15 protein-coding genes are annotated in these 15,671 nt (G+C 72.9%); 2 read left to right on the forward strand and 13 right to left on the reverse strand.

The features are described 5' to 3' along the window. Positions 1-165: 165 nt before the first annotated feature. The 4 genes from gatB to ligA all read right to left on the reverse strand — a co-directional run bounded on the left by gatB (position 166) and on the right by ligA (position 5,847). The gene (gatB, locus tag AC3ANM_RS06125) at positions 166-1,692 is read right to left on the reverse strand and encodes an Asp-tRNA(Asn)/Glu-tRNA(Gln) amidotransferase subunit GatB (RefSeq protein ID WP_488287256.1); all 1,527 of its coding nucleotides are present in this window, start codon (positions 1,690-1,692) and stop codon (positions 166-168) included. Next, positions 1,689-3,230: an Asp-tRNA(Asn)/Glu-tRNA(Gln) amidotransferase subunit GatA gene (gene gatA, locus AC3ANM_RS06130; protein ID WP_488287257.1), complete on the reverse strand. Its 1,542-nt coding sequence runs from the start codon at positions 3,228-3,230 to the stop codon at positions 1,689-1,691. Before gatA ends, gatB begins: the two co-directional genes overlap by 4 nt. Before the next feature lie 72 nt (positions 3,231-3,302). Further along, a complete protein-coding gene (gene gatC, locus AC3ANM_RS06135; protein WP_141789059.1) occupies positions 3,303-3,599 on the reverse strand; it encodes an Asp-tRNA(Asn)/Glu-tRNA(Gln) amidotransferase subunit GatC in 297 nt (98 codons plus the stop codon). Between the two features lie 145 nt (positions 3,600-3,744). Then, a complete protein-coding gene (gene ligA / locus AC3ANM_RS06140) occupies positions 3,745-5,847 on the reverse strand; it encodes an NAD-dependent DNA ligase LigA (protein ID WP_488287258.1) in 2,103 nt (700 codons plus the stop codon). 73 nt (positions 5,848-5,920) lie between these two features. Here ligA and AC3ANM_RS06145 point away from each other — a divergent pair, with 73 nt between their 5' ends. Both AC3ANM_RS06145 and AC3ANM_RS06150 read left to right on the forward strand, forming a co-directional pair. Next, on the forward strand, positions 5,921-6,415 hold the full coding sequence (locus tag AC3ANM_RS06145; protein ID WP_488287259.1) for a GNAT family N-acetyltransferase: 495 nt from the start codon (positions 5,921-5,923) through the stop codon (positions 6,413-6,415). A 115-nt stretch (positions 6,416-6,530) separates the two neighbouring features. Next, positions 6,531-6,938 carry a VOC family protein gene (locus AC3ANM_RS06150; RefSeq protein WP_488287260.1) on the forward strand — a complete coding sequence of 136 codons (408 nt, stop codon included), beginning with the start codon at positions 6,531-6,533 and terminating at the stop codon, positions 6,936-6,938. Between the two features lie 92 nt (positions 6,939-7,030). Here AC3ANM_RS06150 and AC3ANM_RS06155 read toward each other — a convergent pair whose 3' ends face one another. The 9 genes from AC3ANM_RS06155 to AC3ANM_RS06195 form a co-directional block, all read right to left on the reverse strand. Continuing rightward, the gene (locus AC3ANM_RS06155; RefSeq protein ID WP_488287261.1) at positions 7,031-8,014 is read right to left on the reverse strand and encodes a DMT family transporter; all 984 of its coding nucleotides are present in this window, start codon (positions 8,012-8,014) and stop codon (positions 7,031-7,033) included. Positions 8,015-8,031: 17 nt separating this feature from the next. After that, a complete protein-coding gene (locus AC3ANM_RS06160) occupies positions 8,032-9,018 on the reverse strand; it encodes a uroporphyrinogen decarboxylase/cobalamine-independent methonine synthase family protein (RefSeq protein WP_488287262.1) in 987 nt (328 codons plus the stop codon). A 158-nt stretch (positions 9,019-9,176) separates the two neighbouring features. Continuing rightward, a complete protein-coding gene (mnmA, locus tag AC3ANM_RS06165) occupies positions 9,177-10,259 on the reverse strand; it encodes a tRNA 2-thiouridine(34) synthase MnmA (RefSeq protein ID WP_488287263.1) in 1,083 nt (360 codons plus the stop codon). Then, on the reverse strand, positions 10,259-11,425 hold the full coding sequence (locus tag AC3ANM_RS06170) for a cysteine desulfurase family protein (RefSeq protein ID WP_488287918.1): 1,167 nt from the start codon (positions 11,423-11,425) through the stop codon (positions 10,259-10,261). The genes mnmA and AC3ANM_RS06170 overlap by 1 nt, the downstream gene beginning before the upstream one ends. 129 nt (positions 11,426-11,554) lie before the next feature. After that, on the reverse strand, positions 11,555-11,971 hold the full coding sequence (locus AC3ANM_RS06175; protein ID WP_488287264.1) for a DUF350 domain-containing protein: 417 nt from the start codon (positions 11,969-11,971) through the stop codon (positions 11,555-11,557). After that, the gene (locus tag AC3ANM_RS06180) at positions 11,971-13,353 is read right to left on the reverse strand and encodes a glutathionylspermidine synthase family protein (RefSeq protein ID WP_488287265.1); all 1,383 of its coding nucleotides are present in this window, start codon (positions 13,351-13,353) and stop codon (positions 11,971-11,973) included. Before AC3ANM_RS06180 ends, AC3ANM_RS06175 begins: the two co-directional genes overlap by 1 nt. Next, positions 13,353-13,694, reverse strand: a complete 342-nt coding sequence (locus AC3ANM_RS06185; protein ID WP_488287266.1) for a hypothetical protein — start codon at positions 13,692-13,694, stop codon at positions 13,353-13,355. The genes AC3ANM_RS06180 and AC3ANM_RS06185 overlap by 1 nt, the downstream gene beginning before the upstream one ends. Before the next feature lie 181 nt (positions 13,695-13,875). Next, positions 13,876-14,835 (reverse strand): electron transfer flavoprotein subunit alpha/FixB family protein, encoded by a 960-nt coding sequence (locus tag AC3ANM_RS06190; RefSeq protein WP_488287267.1) that lies wholly within the window; start codon positions 14,833-14,835, stop codon positions 13,876-13,878. Between the two features lie 33 nt (positions 14,836-14,868). Further along, positions 14,869-15,651 carry an electron transfer flavoprotein subunit beta/FixA family protein gene (locus AC3ANM_RS06195; protein ID WP_488287268.1) on the reverse strand — a complete coding sequence of 261 codons (783 nt, stop codon included), beginning with the start codon at positions 15,649-15,651 and terminating at the stop codon, positions 14,869-14,871. Between the last annotated feature and the right edge of the window lie 20 nt (positions 15,652-15,671).

The raw sequence follows: 15,671 nt of genomic DNA on the forward strand, positions 1-15,671 counted from the left end.
TCAAGGCCTGAGGAGGCTGGGACAGTGGCTCGCCGGGCCATCAAGGGAGCTTGCGAGCAGGCCTGAGGAGGCTGGGACAGTGGCTCGCCGGGCCATCAAGGGAGCTTGCGAGCAGGCCCAAGAGCCACTGTCCCAGCCGACGACCCAGAGGGTCGCCGGAAACGATCAGGAGACCCCGAGCTTCTCCAGGATCAGCGTGCGGACCTTGGCGGCATCGGCCTGGCCCTTCATCTCCTTCATGACCTGGCCAATGAGCGCACCGGCGGCCTGGACCTTGCCGTCGCGGATCTTGGCGGCCACGTCCGGGTTGGCCTCGATGACCTTGTCGACGGCCGCGCCGAGCGCGCCGTCGTCACTGACGAGCTGCAGTCCGCGGGCGTCGGCCACCTCGGTCGGGGCGCCCTCGCCGGCGATGACGCCCTCGAGGACCTGACGCGCCATCGAGTCGTTGAGCCGGCCGGAGGCCACGAGCCCGTCGAGCTCGGCGATGTGCGCCGGCGTCACGCCGAAGTCGGCCACGTCGCGGCCCTCGGCGTTCGCGCGGCGGGCCAGCTCACCGGACCACCACTTGCGGGCACCCGACGGCGACGCACCGGCCTCGACGGTCTCCTCGATGAGCTCCACCGCTCCGGCGTTGACGACGTCGCGCATCTCCAGGTCGGAGAAGCCCCAGTCCCCCTGCAGCCGGCGACGGCGCTGGGCCGGCGGCTCGGGCAGGGTCTCGCGCAGCTCCTCGACCCGCTCCCGGGTCGGGGCGACCGGCACCAGGTCGGGCTCGGGGAAGTAGCGGTAGTCCTCGGCGTCGGACTTCACGCGGCCCGAGGTGGTGACCCCGGTGTCCTCGTGCCAGTGCCGGGTCTCCTGGGTGATCGAGCCGCCGTCGGTCAGGATCGCGGCCTGGCGGGTGATCTCGTAGCGCACCGCACGCTCGACCGAGCGCAGCGAGTTGACGTTCTTGGTCTCGGTGCGGGTGCCGAACGGCACGGCCTGCTGGTCCTCGGCCCGGGCGCGCAGCGAGACGTTGGCGTCGCAGCGCAGCGAGCCCTGCTCCATGCGCACGTCGCTGACGTGCAGGGCGCGCAGCAGGTCACGCAGGGTGGCGACGTAGGCGCGGGCCACCTCGGGCGCCCGCTTCCCCGCGCCGACCAGCGGCTTGGTCACGATCTCGATCAGCGGGATGCCGGCGCGGTTGTAGTCGACCAGCGAGTACTCCGCACCGTGGATGCGCCCGGTGGCGCCACCGACGTGCAGCGACTTGCCGGTGTCCTCCTCCATGTGGGCGCGCTCGATCTCCACGCGGTAGGTCGTGCCGTCCTCGAGCTCCACGTCGAGGTAGCCGTTGAACGCGATCGGCTCGTCGTACTGCGAGGTCTGGAAGTTCTTCGGCATGTCCGGGTAGAAGTAGTTCTTCCGGGCGAACCGGCACCACTCCGCGATCTCGCAGTTCAGCGCCAGGCCGATGCGGATCGCCGACTCCACGGCCGTGTCGTTGACGACCGGCAGGGCGCCGGGCAGGCCGAGGCAGACGGGGCAGACCTGGGAGTTGGGCTCGGCGCCGAACTCCGTGGCGCAGCCGCAGAACATCTTGGTCGCGGTGTTGAGCTCGACGTGGACCTCGAGGCCCATCACCGGGTCGAAGGAGCCCAGCGCCTCGTCGTAGGACAGAACCGGCTCGGCGGTGGTGGTGCTCATGCGCGCGCCTCCTTGGCGACAGCGGAGGTCAGGTCGGCCAGGTCGGGGGCCTGCGCGAGCAGGTGCCCGCCCCAGCGGTCGGAGAGCATGCCCTCGAGAGCCGCGCCGACGCCATACAGGCGCTCGTCCTTGGTGGCGGGGGCGAGGATCTGGATGCCGGTGGGCAGGCCGTCCTCGGGGGCGAGGCCGCTGGGCAGGGACATGCCGGGCACGCCGGCCAGGTTGGCCGGGATGGTGGCGATGTCGTTGAGGTACATGGCCATAGGGTCCTCGAGCTTCTCCCCGATCTTGAACGCCGTGGTCGGCGCGGTCGGCGAGACGAGCACGTCGGCCTGCTCGAACGCGGCGGCGAAGTCGCGCGAGATCAGGGTGCGGACCTTCTGCGCCTGGCCGTAGTAGGCGTCGTAGTAGCCGCTGGAGAGGGCGTAGGTGCCCAGGATGATGCGGCGCTTGACCTCGTCGCCGAAGCCGGCCTCACGGGTGGCGGCCATGACCTGCTCGGCGCTGGGGTCGTCGATGCCCTCGGGCAGGACCCGCAGGCCGTAACGCATCGCGTCGAACTTGGCCAGGTTCGAGGACGCCTCGCTCGGCAGGATCAGGTAGTAGGCCGCGAGGGCGTACTCGAAGTGCGGGCAGGAGACCTCGACGACCTCGGCCCCGGCGTCGACGAGCAGCTGCACGGACTCCTCGAAGCGCTGGCGCACGCCGGCCTGGTAGCCCTCGCCGCCGAGCTCCTTGACGACGCCGATGCGCATGCCCTTGACGTCGGCGCGGCGCGCGGCCTCCAGCACCGGCGGGACCGGGGCGTCGATCGAGGTGGAGTCCATCGGGTCGTGGCCGCCGATGACCGAGTGCAGCAGCGCCGCGTCGAGCACGGTGCGGGTGCACGGGCCGGCCTGGTCGAGGCTGCTGGCCAAGGCGATGAGGCCGTAGCGGGAGACGCCGCCGTAGGTCGGCTTGGTGCCGACGGTGCCGGTGACGGCCGCGGGCTGGCGGATCGAGCCACCGGTGTCGGTGCCGATCGCGAGCGGGGCCTCGAAGGCCGCGACCGCCGCGGAGGAGCCACCGCCGGAGCCGCCGGGGATCCGCTCGAGGTCCCACGGGTTGCGCGAGGGGCCGTAGGCCGAGTGCTCGGTGGAAGAGCCCATCGCGAACTCGTCCATGTTGGTCTTGCCCAGGATCGGCATGCCGACGGCCTTGATCTTGCTGACCAGCGTGGCGTCGTAGGGCGGGATCCAGCCCTCGAGGATCTTCGAACCGGCCGTGGTCGGCAGGCCCTTGGTGGCCATGACGTCCTTGACCGCGATCGGCACACCGGCGAGGACGTGCAGGTCCTCCCCCGCGGCGCGGCGCTGGTCGATGTCGCGGGCGGACGCGAGCGCGCCCTCGGTGTCGACGTGCAGGAACGCGTGGACGTCGCCGTCGACGGCGGCGATCCGGTCGAGGTGGGCCTGGGTGGCCTCGACCGCACTGATGTCCTTGCGGGTGAGCGCGTCCGCCAGCTCGGCGGCGCTCGCGCGGGTGATGTCGGAAGTCACGGGGAACCTTCGGTCAGGAGGTGTCTGGCGGGCTCGTTCGGTGGCGGCGCTGCGGGTGCGGCCGCCGGCGCGTCAGTCCTCGTCGAGGATGCGCGGCACGGAGAAGCGCTGCTGCTCCGCGGCGGGCGCGCCGGCGAGGGCCACGTCGGCGCCCAGGCTCGGGCGCACCTCGTCCCGCCGCGTGACGTTGGTCAGCGGCAGGGGGTGGGACGTCGGCGGGATGTCGTCGGCAGCAACCTCGCCCACGCGGGCGACCGAGTCGAGGATGACCGCCAGCTCGCCGGCCATCTTGTCGAGCTCGGCGTCGCTGAGGTTGATGCGCGCGAGCATGGCCAGATGGGCGACCTCGTCGCGGGTGAGAGCGGACATGGGCGTCAGTCTAGGGGGCTGGCCTGCCCCACTCGCGGGGTGCTTGGTGCGCGGACACGCCGGTATGCCGGCCGGTCGCCACCGGGCGCGGCGCACCCAGGGGCGCCGCGCCGTCCCGGCGTCGGTCAGCCGGCGAGCGAGGACGTCAGTCGGGGCTGCCGGTCTCCAGCAGCCGGCGGAAGCCGGCCTCGTCGAGGATCGTCAGCCCGAGCTCCTGCGCCTTGTCGGCCTTGGAGCCGGCGTTCTCGCCGACGACGACGTAGTCGGTCTTCTTCGACACCGACCCGGCCGCCTTGCCGCCGCGGGACAGGATCGCCTCCTTGGCCTCGTCGCGGGAGAACCCGTCGAGCGAGCCGGTGACGACCACCGTCTTGCCGAGCAGGGTCCTGGGGGTCGACTCGTCGACCTCGTCGGCCATGCGCACGCCGGCCCGGGCCCACTTGTCGACGATGGCGACGTGCCAGTCGACGGTGAACCACTCGGTGACGGCCTCGGCGATGACCGGGCCGACGCCCTCGACCCCGGCGAGCTCCTCCAGGCCGGCCGCGCGGATCGCCTCCAGGGAGCCGAAGTGCCCGGCCAGCGCACGGGCGGCGGTCGGCCCGACGTGGCGGATCGACAGCGCGACGAGGACCCGCCACAGCGGCTGGGCCTTGGCGGCCTCGAGGTTGGCCACGAGACGGGAGCCGTTGGCCGACAGGACCCGCGCGCCTTCGGGGTCGCCCTCGACCTCACCCTTCTTCGCTGCACGGGTGTAGAGCGGGACCTTGGCGATGTCGTCCTCGGTCAGGGAGAAGAGGTCGCCCTCGTCGGCGATGACCTTGGCCTCGAGCAGGGCGATGGCGCCCTCCCAGCCGAGGGCCTCGATGTCGAACGCGCCGCGGCCGGCCATGCCGAACACCCGCTCGCGCAGCTGCGCCGGGCAGAACTGGCTGTTGGGGCAGCGGATGTCCTTGTCGCCCTCCTTCTGCGGGGCGAGCTCGGTGCCGCACTCGGGGCAGTGCGTCGGCATGACGAACTCACGCTCGGTGCCGTCGCGCAGGTCGACCACCGGGCCGACGATCTCGGGGATGACGTCGCCGGCCTTGCGCAGCACGACCGTGTCGCCGATGAGCACGCCCTTGCGCTTGACCTCGAAGGCGTTGTGCAGCGTGGCCATCTCGACGGTGGAGCCGCTGACCTTGACCGGGGTCATCACGCCGAACGGGGTGACCCGGCCGGTGCGCCCGACGTTGACCCGGATGTCGAGGAGCTTGGTGTTGACCTCCTCGGGCGGGTACTTGAACGCGATGGCCCAGCGCGGTGCCCGGCTGGTCGACCCGAGCCGGCGCTGCACGCCGACCTCGTCGACCTTGATGACGATGCCGTCGAGCTCGTGCTCGACGGAGTGCCGGTGCTCGCCGTAGTAGTCGATGTAGTCCTGCACCGCCGTCAGGCCGTCGACGACCTTGTAGCGCTGCGACACCGGCAGGCCCCACTCGCGCAGGAGGGCGTAGGCGTCGGACTGCCGCTCGATCTCGAAGCCGTCGCGGGCGCCGATGCCGTGCACGAGCATCCGAAGCGGCCGCGACGCGGTGACCTTGGGGTCCTTCTGCCGCAGCGACCCGGCTGCGGCGTTGCGCGGGTTGGCGAACGGCGGCTTGCCGGCCTCGACCAGCCCGGCGTTGAGCTCCTCGAACGCGGCGACGGGGAAGAACACCTCCCCGCGCACCTCCATCCGCTCGGGGTGCCCGTCACCGGCCAGCACGTGCGGGACGCCCTCGATGGTGCGCACGTTGTGGGTGACGTCCTCCCCGGTGCGCCCGTCGCCGCGGGTCGCGGCGCGCACGAGGCGCCCCCCTTCATACAGGAGGTTGATCGCCAGGCCGTCGATCTTGAGCTCGCACAGCAGGTGGTATGCCGTGCCGCCGGCGTCGCGGTCGACCCGCGCCGCCCACGCGGCGAGCTCCTCGGTGCTGAAGGCGTTGTCCAGGCTCATCATGCGCTCGAGGTGGTCGACCGCGGTGAACTCGGTGGAGAAGGTGCCGCCGACCTGCTGGGTGGGGCTGTCGGGGGTGCGCAGCTCGGGGAACTCCTCCTCGAGCTGCTCGAGACGCCTCATCAGCGCGTCGTACTCCCCGTCGCTGACGGTGGGGGCGTCACGCACGTAGTAGGCGAACTGGTGCCCGCGCACCTCCTCGGCGAGCGCGGTCCACTCGTGGCGGGCGTCGTCGGGCACGTCGGTGGGCAGGTCGGTCACAAGCCACATCCTGCCGCACCGCACCGACAGCCGGAGGCTGACCGGCCGGGCCGGCGGACGCGTGCGTGAGCACAATGGCGGGGTGTCCACCTACACCGTCCGCGCCGCCGAGCCCCGCGACCACGACGCCGTCGGCGCCCTGACCGTCCGGGCCTACGTCGACGGCGGGCACATCCCCGCCGACGCCGACTACACCCTGCACCTGGCCGACGCCGGCGGCCGGGCCCGCGACGCGGTGCTGCTCGTCGCGGTGGACGAGGACGACCAGCCCGTGGGCACCGTGACCTTCGCGCACGCGGGCAGCCCGATGGCCGAGCTGTCCCGGGAGGGCGAGGCGGAGTTCCGGATGCTGGCGGTCTCGGACCGCGCCCGGGGCCGGGGCGTCGGCGAGGCGCTGGTGCGGGCCTGCCTGGAGGAGGCGCGGCTGGCCGGGGCCACGGCGATGGTCCTGTCGACCCAGCCCGGCATGACGTCGGCGCACCGCATCTACGAGCGGCTCGGCTTCACCCGGACCCCCGAGCGCGACTGGTCGCCGGTGCCCGGAGTGGACCTGCTGGCCTACCGCCTCGACCTCTGACCAGCGTTCGTGCGACCGTGCGACACGGCAGGACCACGCTCCACCAGTTCAACGCCGAGCCCCTCGCAGTCATCGCCCACCGGTGGCGACTGCCGGAGCGATGGGAGGACACCTGATGAAGATCCGCCTCACCAGCGTCTACGTCGACGACCAGCGAGCCGCCCGCGAGTTCTACACGGACGTCCTCGGGTTCACGGTCCACCACGACATCCCCCTCGGAGACAACGCCTGGCTCACCGTGGTCTCCCCGGAGGACCGGGACGGACCGGAGCTCCTGCTGGAGCCCTCCGAGCACCCTGCCGTCGGCCCCTACCGGGAGGCCCTCGCCAGGGACGGGATCCCCTCGGCCCAGTTCGCCGTCGACGACGTCACCGCCGAGTACGAGCGCCTCGTCGGGCTGGGGGTCACCTTCACCCAGCCGCCCACCGACATCGGGCCGGCTGTCGTGGCGGTCCTCGACGACACGTGCGGCAACCTCATCCAGCTGATCACCCAGAAGCCTGGCGCCGGCACCGGCGACTGACCGGCGCCGGCGACCGACCCCGACCACCGTGGCGGCGGCCCGCAGGACCCGGACGGCGCCTCCCCGACGTGGTGCCCCGTGCGCCCTCCGGCTCAGGTCGCGGCGGTGACCGGAGGCTTGCGCACCGGGCGCTGGATGAGCACCGCGGCCGAGAGCACGATCGCGGCGCCGAGCGCCTGCGGCCACTGAAGGTGCTCGTGCAGCAGCAGGACGCCGAGCGCGACGGAGACCACCGGGATCAGGTAGGTCACCGTCGAGCCGACCGTCGGCCCTGCGGCGCGGACCACGTCGAAGTGGAACGAGTAGGCGATGCCGGTGCCCACCACGCCCAGTGCGCTGACGGCCAGCAGCGGGCCGACCGCCACCGACGGGGCCGAGTGCAGCGACCACGGCGCCGCGAGGTGCCCACGGTTCATCAGCCACCAGACGAGCAGCACGAGCACCATCTGCCCGGAGGCGATGAGCAGCTGGGCGGTCGGCTGGGCCAGCCCGCCGAGGTCGGCCTTGGCCAGGAAGCGCCGGTTGTAGGTCCAGCCGATGCCGTAGGACGCCCCCGCGATCAGGGTCATCCCGAAGCCGAGGAGGTCGGGCCGGCCGGCGGCCTGCCACGGCTGCATGATCACCAGCACGCCGAGGAAGCCGGACAGCACGCCGAGCACCTTGCCCAGCGCCATCCGGTCCGAGGGCAGCAGGAGCAGGGCGAAGAGCACCGTGGCGATCGGGGTGGTCGCGTTGCCGATGCCGGCCAGCGCCGAGCTGACCCGCTCCTCCCCCAGCGCGAACAGGCTGAACGGCAGCGTGCACAGGAAGAAGGCCGAGACGACCAGGTGCGCCCAGGTATGCCGTCCGCGCGGCAGCCGGCCCCGGGTCACCAGGAGCAGGACGGTGAGGACGGCGGCGCCGCTGAGGATGCGGAACCCGGAGATCTGCAACGGCGCGAGGGAGCGCAGCCCGATCTTCATGAACAGGAAGCTCGATCCCCAGATGAAGGCCAGGGCGACGAACTTGGCCTGCCAGGGAACCCGGGTGGTCGGGCCGGCGACGGGCGCGGCCGGCCCCGGCAGCGGTCGGGTCATTGCGGTCATGGTGCTCCTCAGCCCCCGGATCTCTCGGTCAGCTCCTGCGCGATGTGCACGGCTGCCCGTTGAACGTTGCGGGCCCCCTGCGGTGTGAGTCCGGCCAGCCCGCAGGCGGGGGTGACGATGACGTCGGCCAGCCCGGACAGGGGCAGCCCCACGCCGCGCCAGCCCGTGACCAGCGCGTTCGCCAGCTCGGTGGCCCGGAGCGACTCCCCGTCGGTCGGCACCACCCCGGCCCAGAGGGCGACGTCGGACTCGACCGTGGCCGCGATCGACTCCCACCCGGCCGCGCGCACCAGCGAGGTGTCGAGGGAGACGGCCCGCGCCCCGCTCGAGCGCAGCAGCGGCAGCGGCACCGAGGGCGCGCAGCAGTGCACGGCGGTGGGCCGCTCGCCCGCCGCGGCCAGGACGTCACGCAGCCCGGCGGCGACCACCTGCGGGTCGATAGCGCGCAGCCGCCCGAAGCCCGAGGCGGTGGGCAGCGACCCGGCCAGGACCGAGGGCAGGCCGGGCTCGTCGACCTGCAGGACGAACGACGGCTTGGGCACCAGCCGCTCGAGCGTCGCGAGGTGCTGGCGCACACCCTCCGCGAGCGAGCCCACGAGGTCACGGCAGGCGCCCTCGTCGACGACCGCCCGCTCGCCCCGCGGCAGCCAGACCGAGGAGGCCAGGGTCCACGGGCCGGCGACCTGGACCTTGAGCTCGCCCTCGTAGCCGTCGAAGGCCTCGGCCAGCTCGTCGAGGTCCTCGCGCAGCAGCGCGCCCGTGCGCGAGGCGTCACGGCCGGGCCGGTCGACCAGGCGCCAGCCGGCAGGCTGGAGGTCGACGTGCAGGTCGACGAGCAGGCCGGCGGCGCGGCCGATCATGTCGGCCCCCGGACCGCGCCCGGGCAGCTCCGGCAGGTAGGGCAGGTGCCCGTCGGCGAGCAGGTCGCGGACCACCGCCAACGCGTCCCGGATGGACGTGCCCGGCCAGGACCCGATGCCGCTCGCTCTGCTCACGCGCGGAGCCTAACGGCCGGGTCGGACAGGCCCGGCACCGATCCGGACAGGCGGCCGGATCCCGGTGGAGGTTGGCCGGATCGGCCCGGTCGGCCCGCTCCGCGGCGCCCTGCCGCAGGCGCCGGGAGGCGGCGGCCACCCCCGGGTCGGGGGCGGCGTCAGCGCGCGAGCGAGGCGGCGCTGATGGTGGCGGACCCGACGACCCGGGTGCCGTCATACAGGACCACGGACTGGCCGGGGGCGACGCCGCGGAGGCGGCGCCCGAGCCGCACGTGCACCTGCTCGCCCTCCGCCCACGCGGTGGCCGGCACCTCCTCGCCGTGGGCGCGGACCTGCGCGCCGACCGACACGACGCCCGTGGGGGCCGGGCCGCACCAGCGGGCGTGGTCGCCGACGAGGGCGTCGACGCCCAGGAGGTCGGCGGTCCCGACGACCACCGTGTTGGTCCGCGTCTGCACCTCGACGACGTAGCGGGGCTGCCCGTCCGCCGCCGGCCGCCCGAGGGCCAGGCCCCGGCGCTGGCCCACGGTGTAGGCGTAGGCGCCCTGGTGCTGCCCGACCACCTGGCCGTCGGTGTCGACGATGTCGCCGGGCTGCTCCCCCAGCCGCTGGGTGAGCCACTTCTTCGTGTCGCCGTCGGCGATGAAGCAGATGTCGTGGCTGTCCGGCTTCTTCGCGACGTAGAAGCCGCGGTCGGCTGCCTCCTGGCGGATCTGCGGCTTGGCCGTGTCGCCGAGGGGGAAGAAGGAACGGGCGAGCTGGTCCTCGGTCAGCACGCCGAGGACGTAGGACTGGTCCTTGGCCATGTCGACGGCACGGTGCAGCTCGCGGGTGCCGTCCTCGCGCTCGACCACCTGCGCGTAGTGGCCGGTCGCGACCGCGTCGAAGCCCAGCGCCAGCGCCTTGTCGAGCAGGGCGGCGAACTTGATCTTCTCGTTGCAGCGCAGGCACGGGTTGGGCGTGCGACCGGCGGAGTACTCGGCGACGAAGTCCTCGACCACGTCGTCCTTGAACCGCGCGGCCATGTCCCAGACGTAGAAGGGGATGCCGAGCATGTCGGCCACCCGCCGGGCGTCGCCGGCGTCCTCGATCGTGCAGCAGCCGCGGGCGCTCTCACGCAGCGTGGCCGCGCTCTGGGACAGCGCGAGGTGGACGCCGACCACGTCGTGCCCGGCGTCGAGCATGCGGGCGGCGGCGACCGCAGAGTCGACGCCGCCGCTCATCGCCGCGACGACACGCATCAGGCCGGCCGCCTCGAGGAGGTCGCCACCTGCGCCCGGCGTGCGCGCTCGACGGCCGCGGGCAGCGCGTCGAGGAAGGCCCGGACGTCGGCCTCGGAGGAGGTGTGGCCCAGCGTCAGCCGCAGGGCCCCGCGGGCGTCCTGCTCCGAGACGCCCATGGCCAGCAGCACGTGGCTGGGCTGCGGCACGCCGGCCTGGCAGGCCGAACCCGTGGAGCACTCCACCCCGGCGGCGTCGAGCAGGTACAGCAGGGAGTCGCCGTCGCAGCCGGGCACCAGCAGGTGGGCGTTGCCGGGCAGCCGGCGGGTGCCGTCGCCGGCCTCCCAGTCGCCGCTCACGGTGATGTCGTAGCCGGCGGCCAGCGCCCCGCGCACCAGCTCGTCGCGCAGGCCGACCAGGCGGGGAGCCTCCTGCCCCAGCCGGCTCCTCGCCGCCTCGACCGCCACCGCGAAGCCGCGGATCGCCGGCGCGTCGAGGGTGCCGCTGCGCACCTGGCGCTCCTGCCCGCCGCCGTGGGTCAGCGGCACGAGCCGGGCGTCGCGGCGCGCGAGGAGCGCGCCCACCCCGTGGGGGCCGCCGACCTTGTGCCCGGTGATCGTCATGAGGTCCACCCCGCTGCCGGCGAAGTCCACCGGCACCTGGCCGACGGCCTGGACCGCGTCGGTGTGGACCGGGACACCGGCGGCGTGGGCGATCCTGACGATCTCGGCCACCGGCTGCACGGTGCCCACCTCGTTGTTGGCCCACATGACGCTGACGAGCGCGACCGACTCGGGGTCGGCCTCGATCGCGGCCTGCACGGTCTCGGGCCGGACCCGGCCGAGCGCGTCGACCTCCAGCCAGGTGACCTTGGCGCCCTCGTGGGCGACGAGGAAGTCGACGCAGTCCAGGACCGCGTGGTGCTCCACGGCGCTGACGAGCAGGCGGACCCGGCGCGGGTCGGCGTCCCGGCGGGCCCAGAAGGTGCCCTTGAGGGCGAGGTTGTCCGACTCGGTGCCGCCGGAGGTGAACAGCACCTCCGAGGGGCGGGCGCCGAGGGCCTTGGCGATCGTCTCGCGCGACTCCTCCACGACCCGGCGGGCCTGGCGGCCGGAGGTGTGCAGCGAGGAGGCGTTGCCGACCACGGCCATCTGCGCGCTCATCGCCTCGATCGCCTCGGGCAGCATCGGCGTCGTGGCCGCATGGTCGAGGTAGGCAAAGGAGTCACGCACCCGCAAAGTCTACGGCGGATGCACGAGGGCCTCGCCCGCGCGGGCTCGCCGCTGCCCCGCCGAGGTCGGCTTGGTCGCTCTCGGTCAGGCGATCGCGGCGACGATGATCGCGCTCACGGCCAGCTGCGAGGCGGCGGTGACCACGGCCGCCGGGTGGAAGGCCGGCTCCACGACCACGTCGCCGAGCTTGCCCGGGGTGATCAGGTCGAGAACCAGGAAGCTGACGACCTGCAGCGCGATCCCGAGCAGCCCGAAGGCGACGGTCCACAGCAGCGCCGGGCCGAAGCCGCTCTCGGCGTTGCTCCAGATCGCGGTGAACTCGATCGCGCCCAGGCCGATGAAGCCCGACGCGAGCACGACCGCGGCGTTGGTCGAGCGCTGCTTCCAGATCTGGTCGCCGAGGCGGCCGGGGGTGAGCAGGTCGAGGGCGAAGAAGCCCGCCGCGAGCATCACGATGCCCAGGAGGCTGTATGCCGTGCCGTACAGGAGGCTGGAGAGCATCAGGAGAAGGTCCCTTCGGTCGTGCTGTCGGGGCGGATGTCGGGCGCGGCCAGCGGGTCGGCCGCCAGGGGGTCTGTGCGGCGGTCCGCCGGGCGCGGGCCGGCCGGTGCCGGGGTGTCCTGCGGGGTGGCCGCCGGGCGGTCCTGCGGGGTGCTCGCCGGCGCCGGCGCCGAGCCGTCCTGCCCCTCGGCCAGCCAGGCGGCGACCTGCGCGTCCGAGGGCTTGGGCGAGGCGATGACGTGGGGGACGAACCGGGAGTAGTAGTCGGTGATCCAGCCGTCGCTCTCGCGGATGCCCAGGCCGGCGGCCTGCCCGTCGACGACCCAGCTGCCGAGCACCATCTTGTTGCCGTCGAACTCCGGCAGCGGGGCCCACTGCTGGTAGCAGAAGCCCTCGGCGCCGTAGTCGCCCTTCTGCTGGTGCTCGATCCCCTCGGCGTGGATGCGGATCGAGTCGCCCTCGCGGCCGTGCAGCGGCTTGGCCACCCACTCGCGGAGTGGGCCGGGCCCGTCGAGGTAGGCCGGCAGCAGGTTGGGGTCGTTGGGGTAGAGGTGCCAGAGCGCCGCGAGCAGCGCCTTGTTGGACAGCAGCACCTTCCACAGCGGCTCGACCCAGGTCGTCGGCCCGTGCACCGGCGCGGCGTAGCGGCCGAACGGCTCGGCCAGCATGCTCTCCCAGGGGTAGAGCTTGAAGCAGGCGCCGATCGGCTCGCCCTGGAGGTCGACGAACGCCTCGCGGCCCAGGTCCCAGCCGATGTCACCGACGGTGATCGCCCGCGTCGCCAGCCCCGCCTGCTCGGCGGTGTCGCGCAGGTAGGTGACCGTCATCCACTCCTCGCCGCTGACCTCACGCTCGTGGTGGGCGAAGTACAGCGGGCCGGCGCCGAGCCGGGGTGCCGCCTGGCGCCAGGCCATGACGAGGCGGTCGTGCAGGGAGTTCCACTGGTCGCGCTCGGGGAAGACGTCCTGCAGCCAGAACCACTGCGCCACGGCCGACTCGACGAGCCCGGTCGGGGTGTCGGCGTTGTACTCCAGCAGCCGGGCGTGCCCGGAGCCGCCCCAGTGCAGGTCGAAGCGGCCGTAGATGCTGACCGGCGCGGCCTCCAGCGAGGCCTTCGCGGTCTCGAGGGAGCCCTCGGGCAGGCCGAGTGAGCCCATCGCGCCGGTGGCCAGGAACCGGGCGGCCTCCAGGCACATCCCGTGCAGCCGCTCGGTGACCTCCTCGAGGTACTCGACCTCGGAGAGCGTGAGTGAGTAGTAGGCCGACTCGTCCCAGTACGGCAGCTCGCTGCCGTCGGCCAGCTCGGTGACCGGGTAGACCAGGCCCTGCTGCTCGACGGTCTGGCGCCACCCCGCGCGGCGGTCGGTCCTGAGCCGGCGCATCAGCCGCCGTGGCTGCCGCTGAAGTGGCTGCCGAAGCCGCCACGCATGACCCCACCGTGGGAGCTGAAGCCGCCCTTGGCGACGGACCCGTGCGACGGCGCGCTGAAGCTGCCCCCGCGCACGAAGCTGCCGATGCCCGCGGCGCGGCTGCCGCGCGGGTAGTAGTACCAGTGCCCCGTGCTGTAGTGACTGCTGCTGCAGTCGTAGTCCGGCAGCCGCTTCTGCGCCGGGTCGACACACACGGCCCGGTAGTCGGGCTCGCTGCTGCAGCCGCTGAGCGTCGTGGCCAGCGCCGCGGTCAGGCCCAGGACGACCACCGACGAGCGTCGGGTCTCAGGCACGCGTTCCCCCTGTGAGTGTGCTGTGCGAGTGCGCCCGCACCCTACCGAAACGGCGCGTCGCGGCAACTGCCCTCCCACACGCTGTATGCCGGGTGGCCGGCTCGCGGGGGCGGGCCCGCGCACAGCACGGCGCCCGGCCCGCGACCTACGTCGCGGACCGGGCGCCGAAAGGCGTTGCGGCTCAGCCCTTGGCGGCCTTGACCGCCTCGGTCGCCTGCGGCAGCACGGTGAACAGGTCACCGACGACGCCGAAGTCGACGAGCTCGAAGATCGGCGCCTCCTCGTCCTTGTTGATCGCGACGATCGTCTTGGACGTCTGCATGCCGGCGCGGTGCTGGATGGCACCGGAGATGCCCGCCGCGACGTAGAGCTGCGGCGAGACCTGCTTGCCGGTCTGACCGACCTGGTTGGTGTGCGGGTACCAGCCGGCGTCGACGGCGGCGCGCGAGGCGCCGACGGCGGCACCGAGGCTGTCGGCGAAGTCCTCGACCTTGGAGAAGTCGCCACCGGTGCCGCGGCCACCGGAGACCACGATGGCGGCCTCGGTCAGCTCGGGGCGGCCGGTCGCGGCCTTGGGCTGGCGGTCGGTGATCTTCGCGGTCTTGGCCGCGTCGGAGACCGTGACGTCGACGACCTCATCGGCCGCCGCACCCGAAACCGCCTCCGGCGCAGCGGAGTTCGGCTTCACGGCGATGATCGGCGTGCCCTTGGTGACGGTCGCCTTGACGGTGTAGGAACCCGCGAAGACGGACTGCGTCGTGGTGACGCCGCCGCCCTCACCGGCCTGCACGTCGACGGCGTCGGTGATCAGGCCGGACTCGGTCTTGATGGCCAGGCGCGCGGCGATCTCCTTGCCCTCGGCGTTGGAGGGGATGAGCACCGCGGCCGGGGAGGCGGAGGCGACGAGCTGGGCCAGCGCCTCGGCCTTGGGGGCCACGAGGTAGTCGGTGACGTCGGCGGACTCGATGCGGTAGACCTTCTCGGCGCCGTACTGGGCCAGGGCCTCCTTCGCGGCATCGAAGCCGGTGCCGACGAAGACGGCGGAGGGCTCGCCGAGACGGCGGGCGATGGTCAGCAGCTCGGAGGTCGTCTTGCGCACCGCGCCGTCGACGTGGTCGACCAGGACGAGAACTTCAGCCATGAGTAGTCGTTTCCCTTCTGAAGAATGGTCCGGTCAGATGAACTTCTGCGCGGCCAGGAACTCGGCCAGCTTCGTGCCGCCGTCACCCTCGTCGGTGACGATCTGGCCCTGCTGGCGCGGCGGGCGCTGCTGGAAGGACTCGACCTTGGTCCAGGCGGCCTCGAGGCCGACCTGCGAGGCGTCGACGCCGAGGTCGCCGAGCGCCCAGGTCTCGACCGGCTTCTTCTTGGCCGCCATGATCCCCTTGAACGAGGGGTAGCGCGGCTCGTTGATCTGGTCGGTGACCGACACCAGCGCGGGCAGCGTGGCCTCGATGGTCTCGGAGGCGGCGTCGCCGTCGCGGCGGATCTTCACCGCGGTGCCGTCGACGGTCAGCTCCGAGGCGAAGGTGACCTGCGGCAGGCCGAGGCGCTCGGCCAGCATCGCGGGGACGACGCTCATGGTGCCGTCGGTGGAGGCCATGCCGGTCAGCACGATGTCGGGGGCGCCGATCTTCTTGATGGCCTCGGCGAGGACCAGGGACGTGGCGACGGCGTCGGAGCCGTGGATCGCCTTGTCGTTGACGTGGACGCCCTTGTCGGCGCCCATCTGCAGGGCCTTCTTGACCGCGTCGGCGGCCTGGTCGGGACCGACGGTGAGGACGGTGACCTCACCCTCGCCGGCCTCGGCCAGCTTCAGCGCCTCCTCGACGGCGTACTCGTCGAGCTCAGAGAGCAGGCCGTCGACACCCACGCGGTCGGTGGTGTTGTCGGACTCGTTGAACGTGCGGTCCGACTGTGCGTCGGGCACGTACTTGACGCAGACGACGATGTTCATGGTCGCAGGCCGTCCTCTTC

It is taken from the genome of Oryzihumus sp. JJN4-3R, from assembly GCF_057747915.1.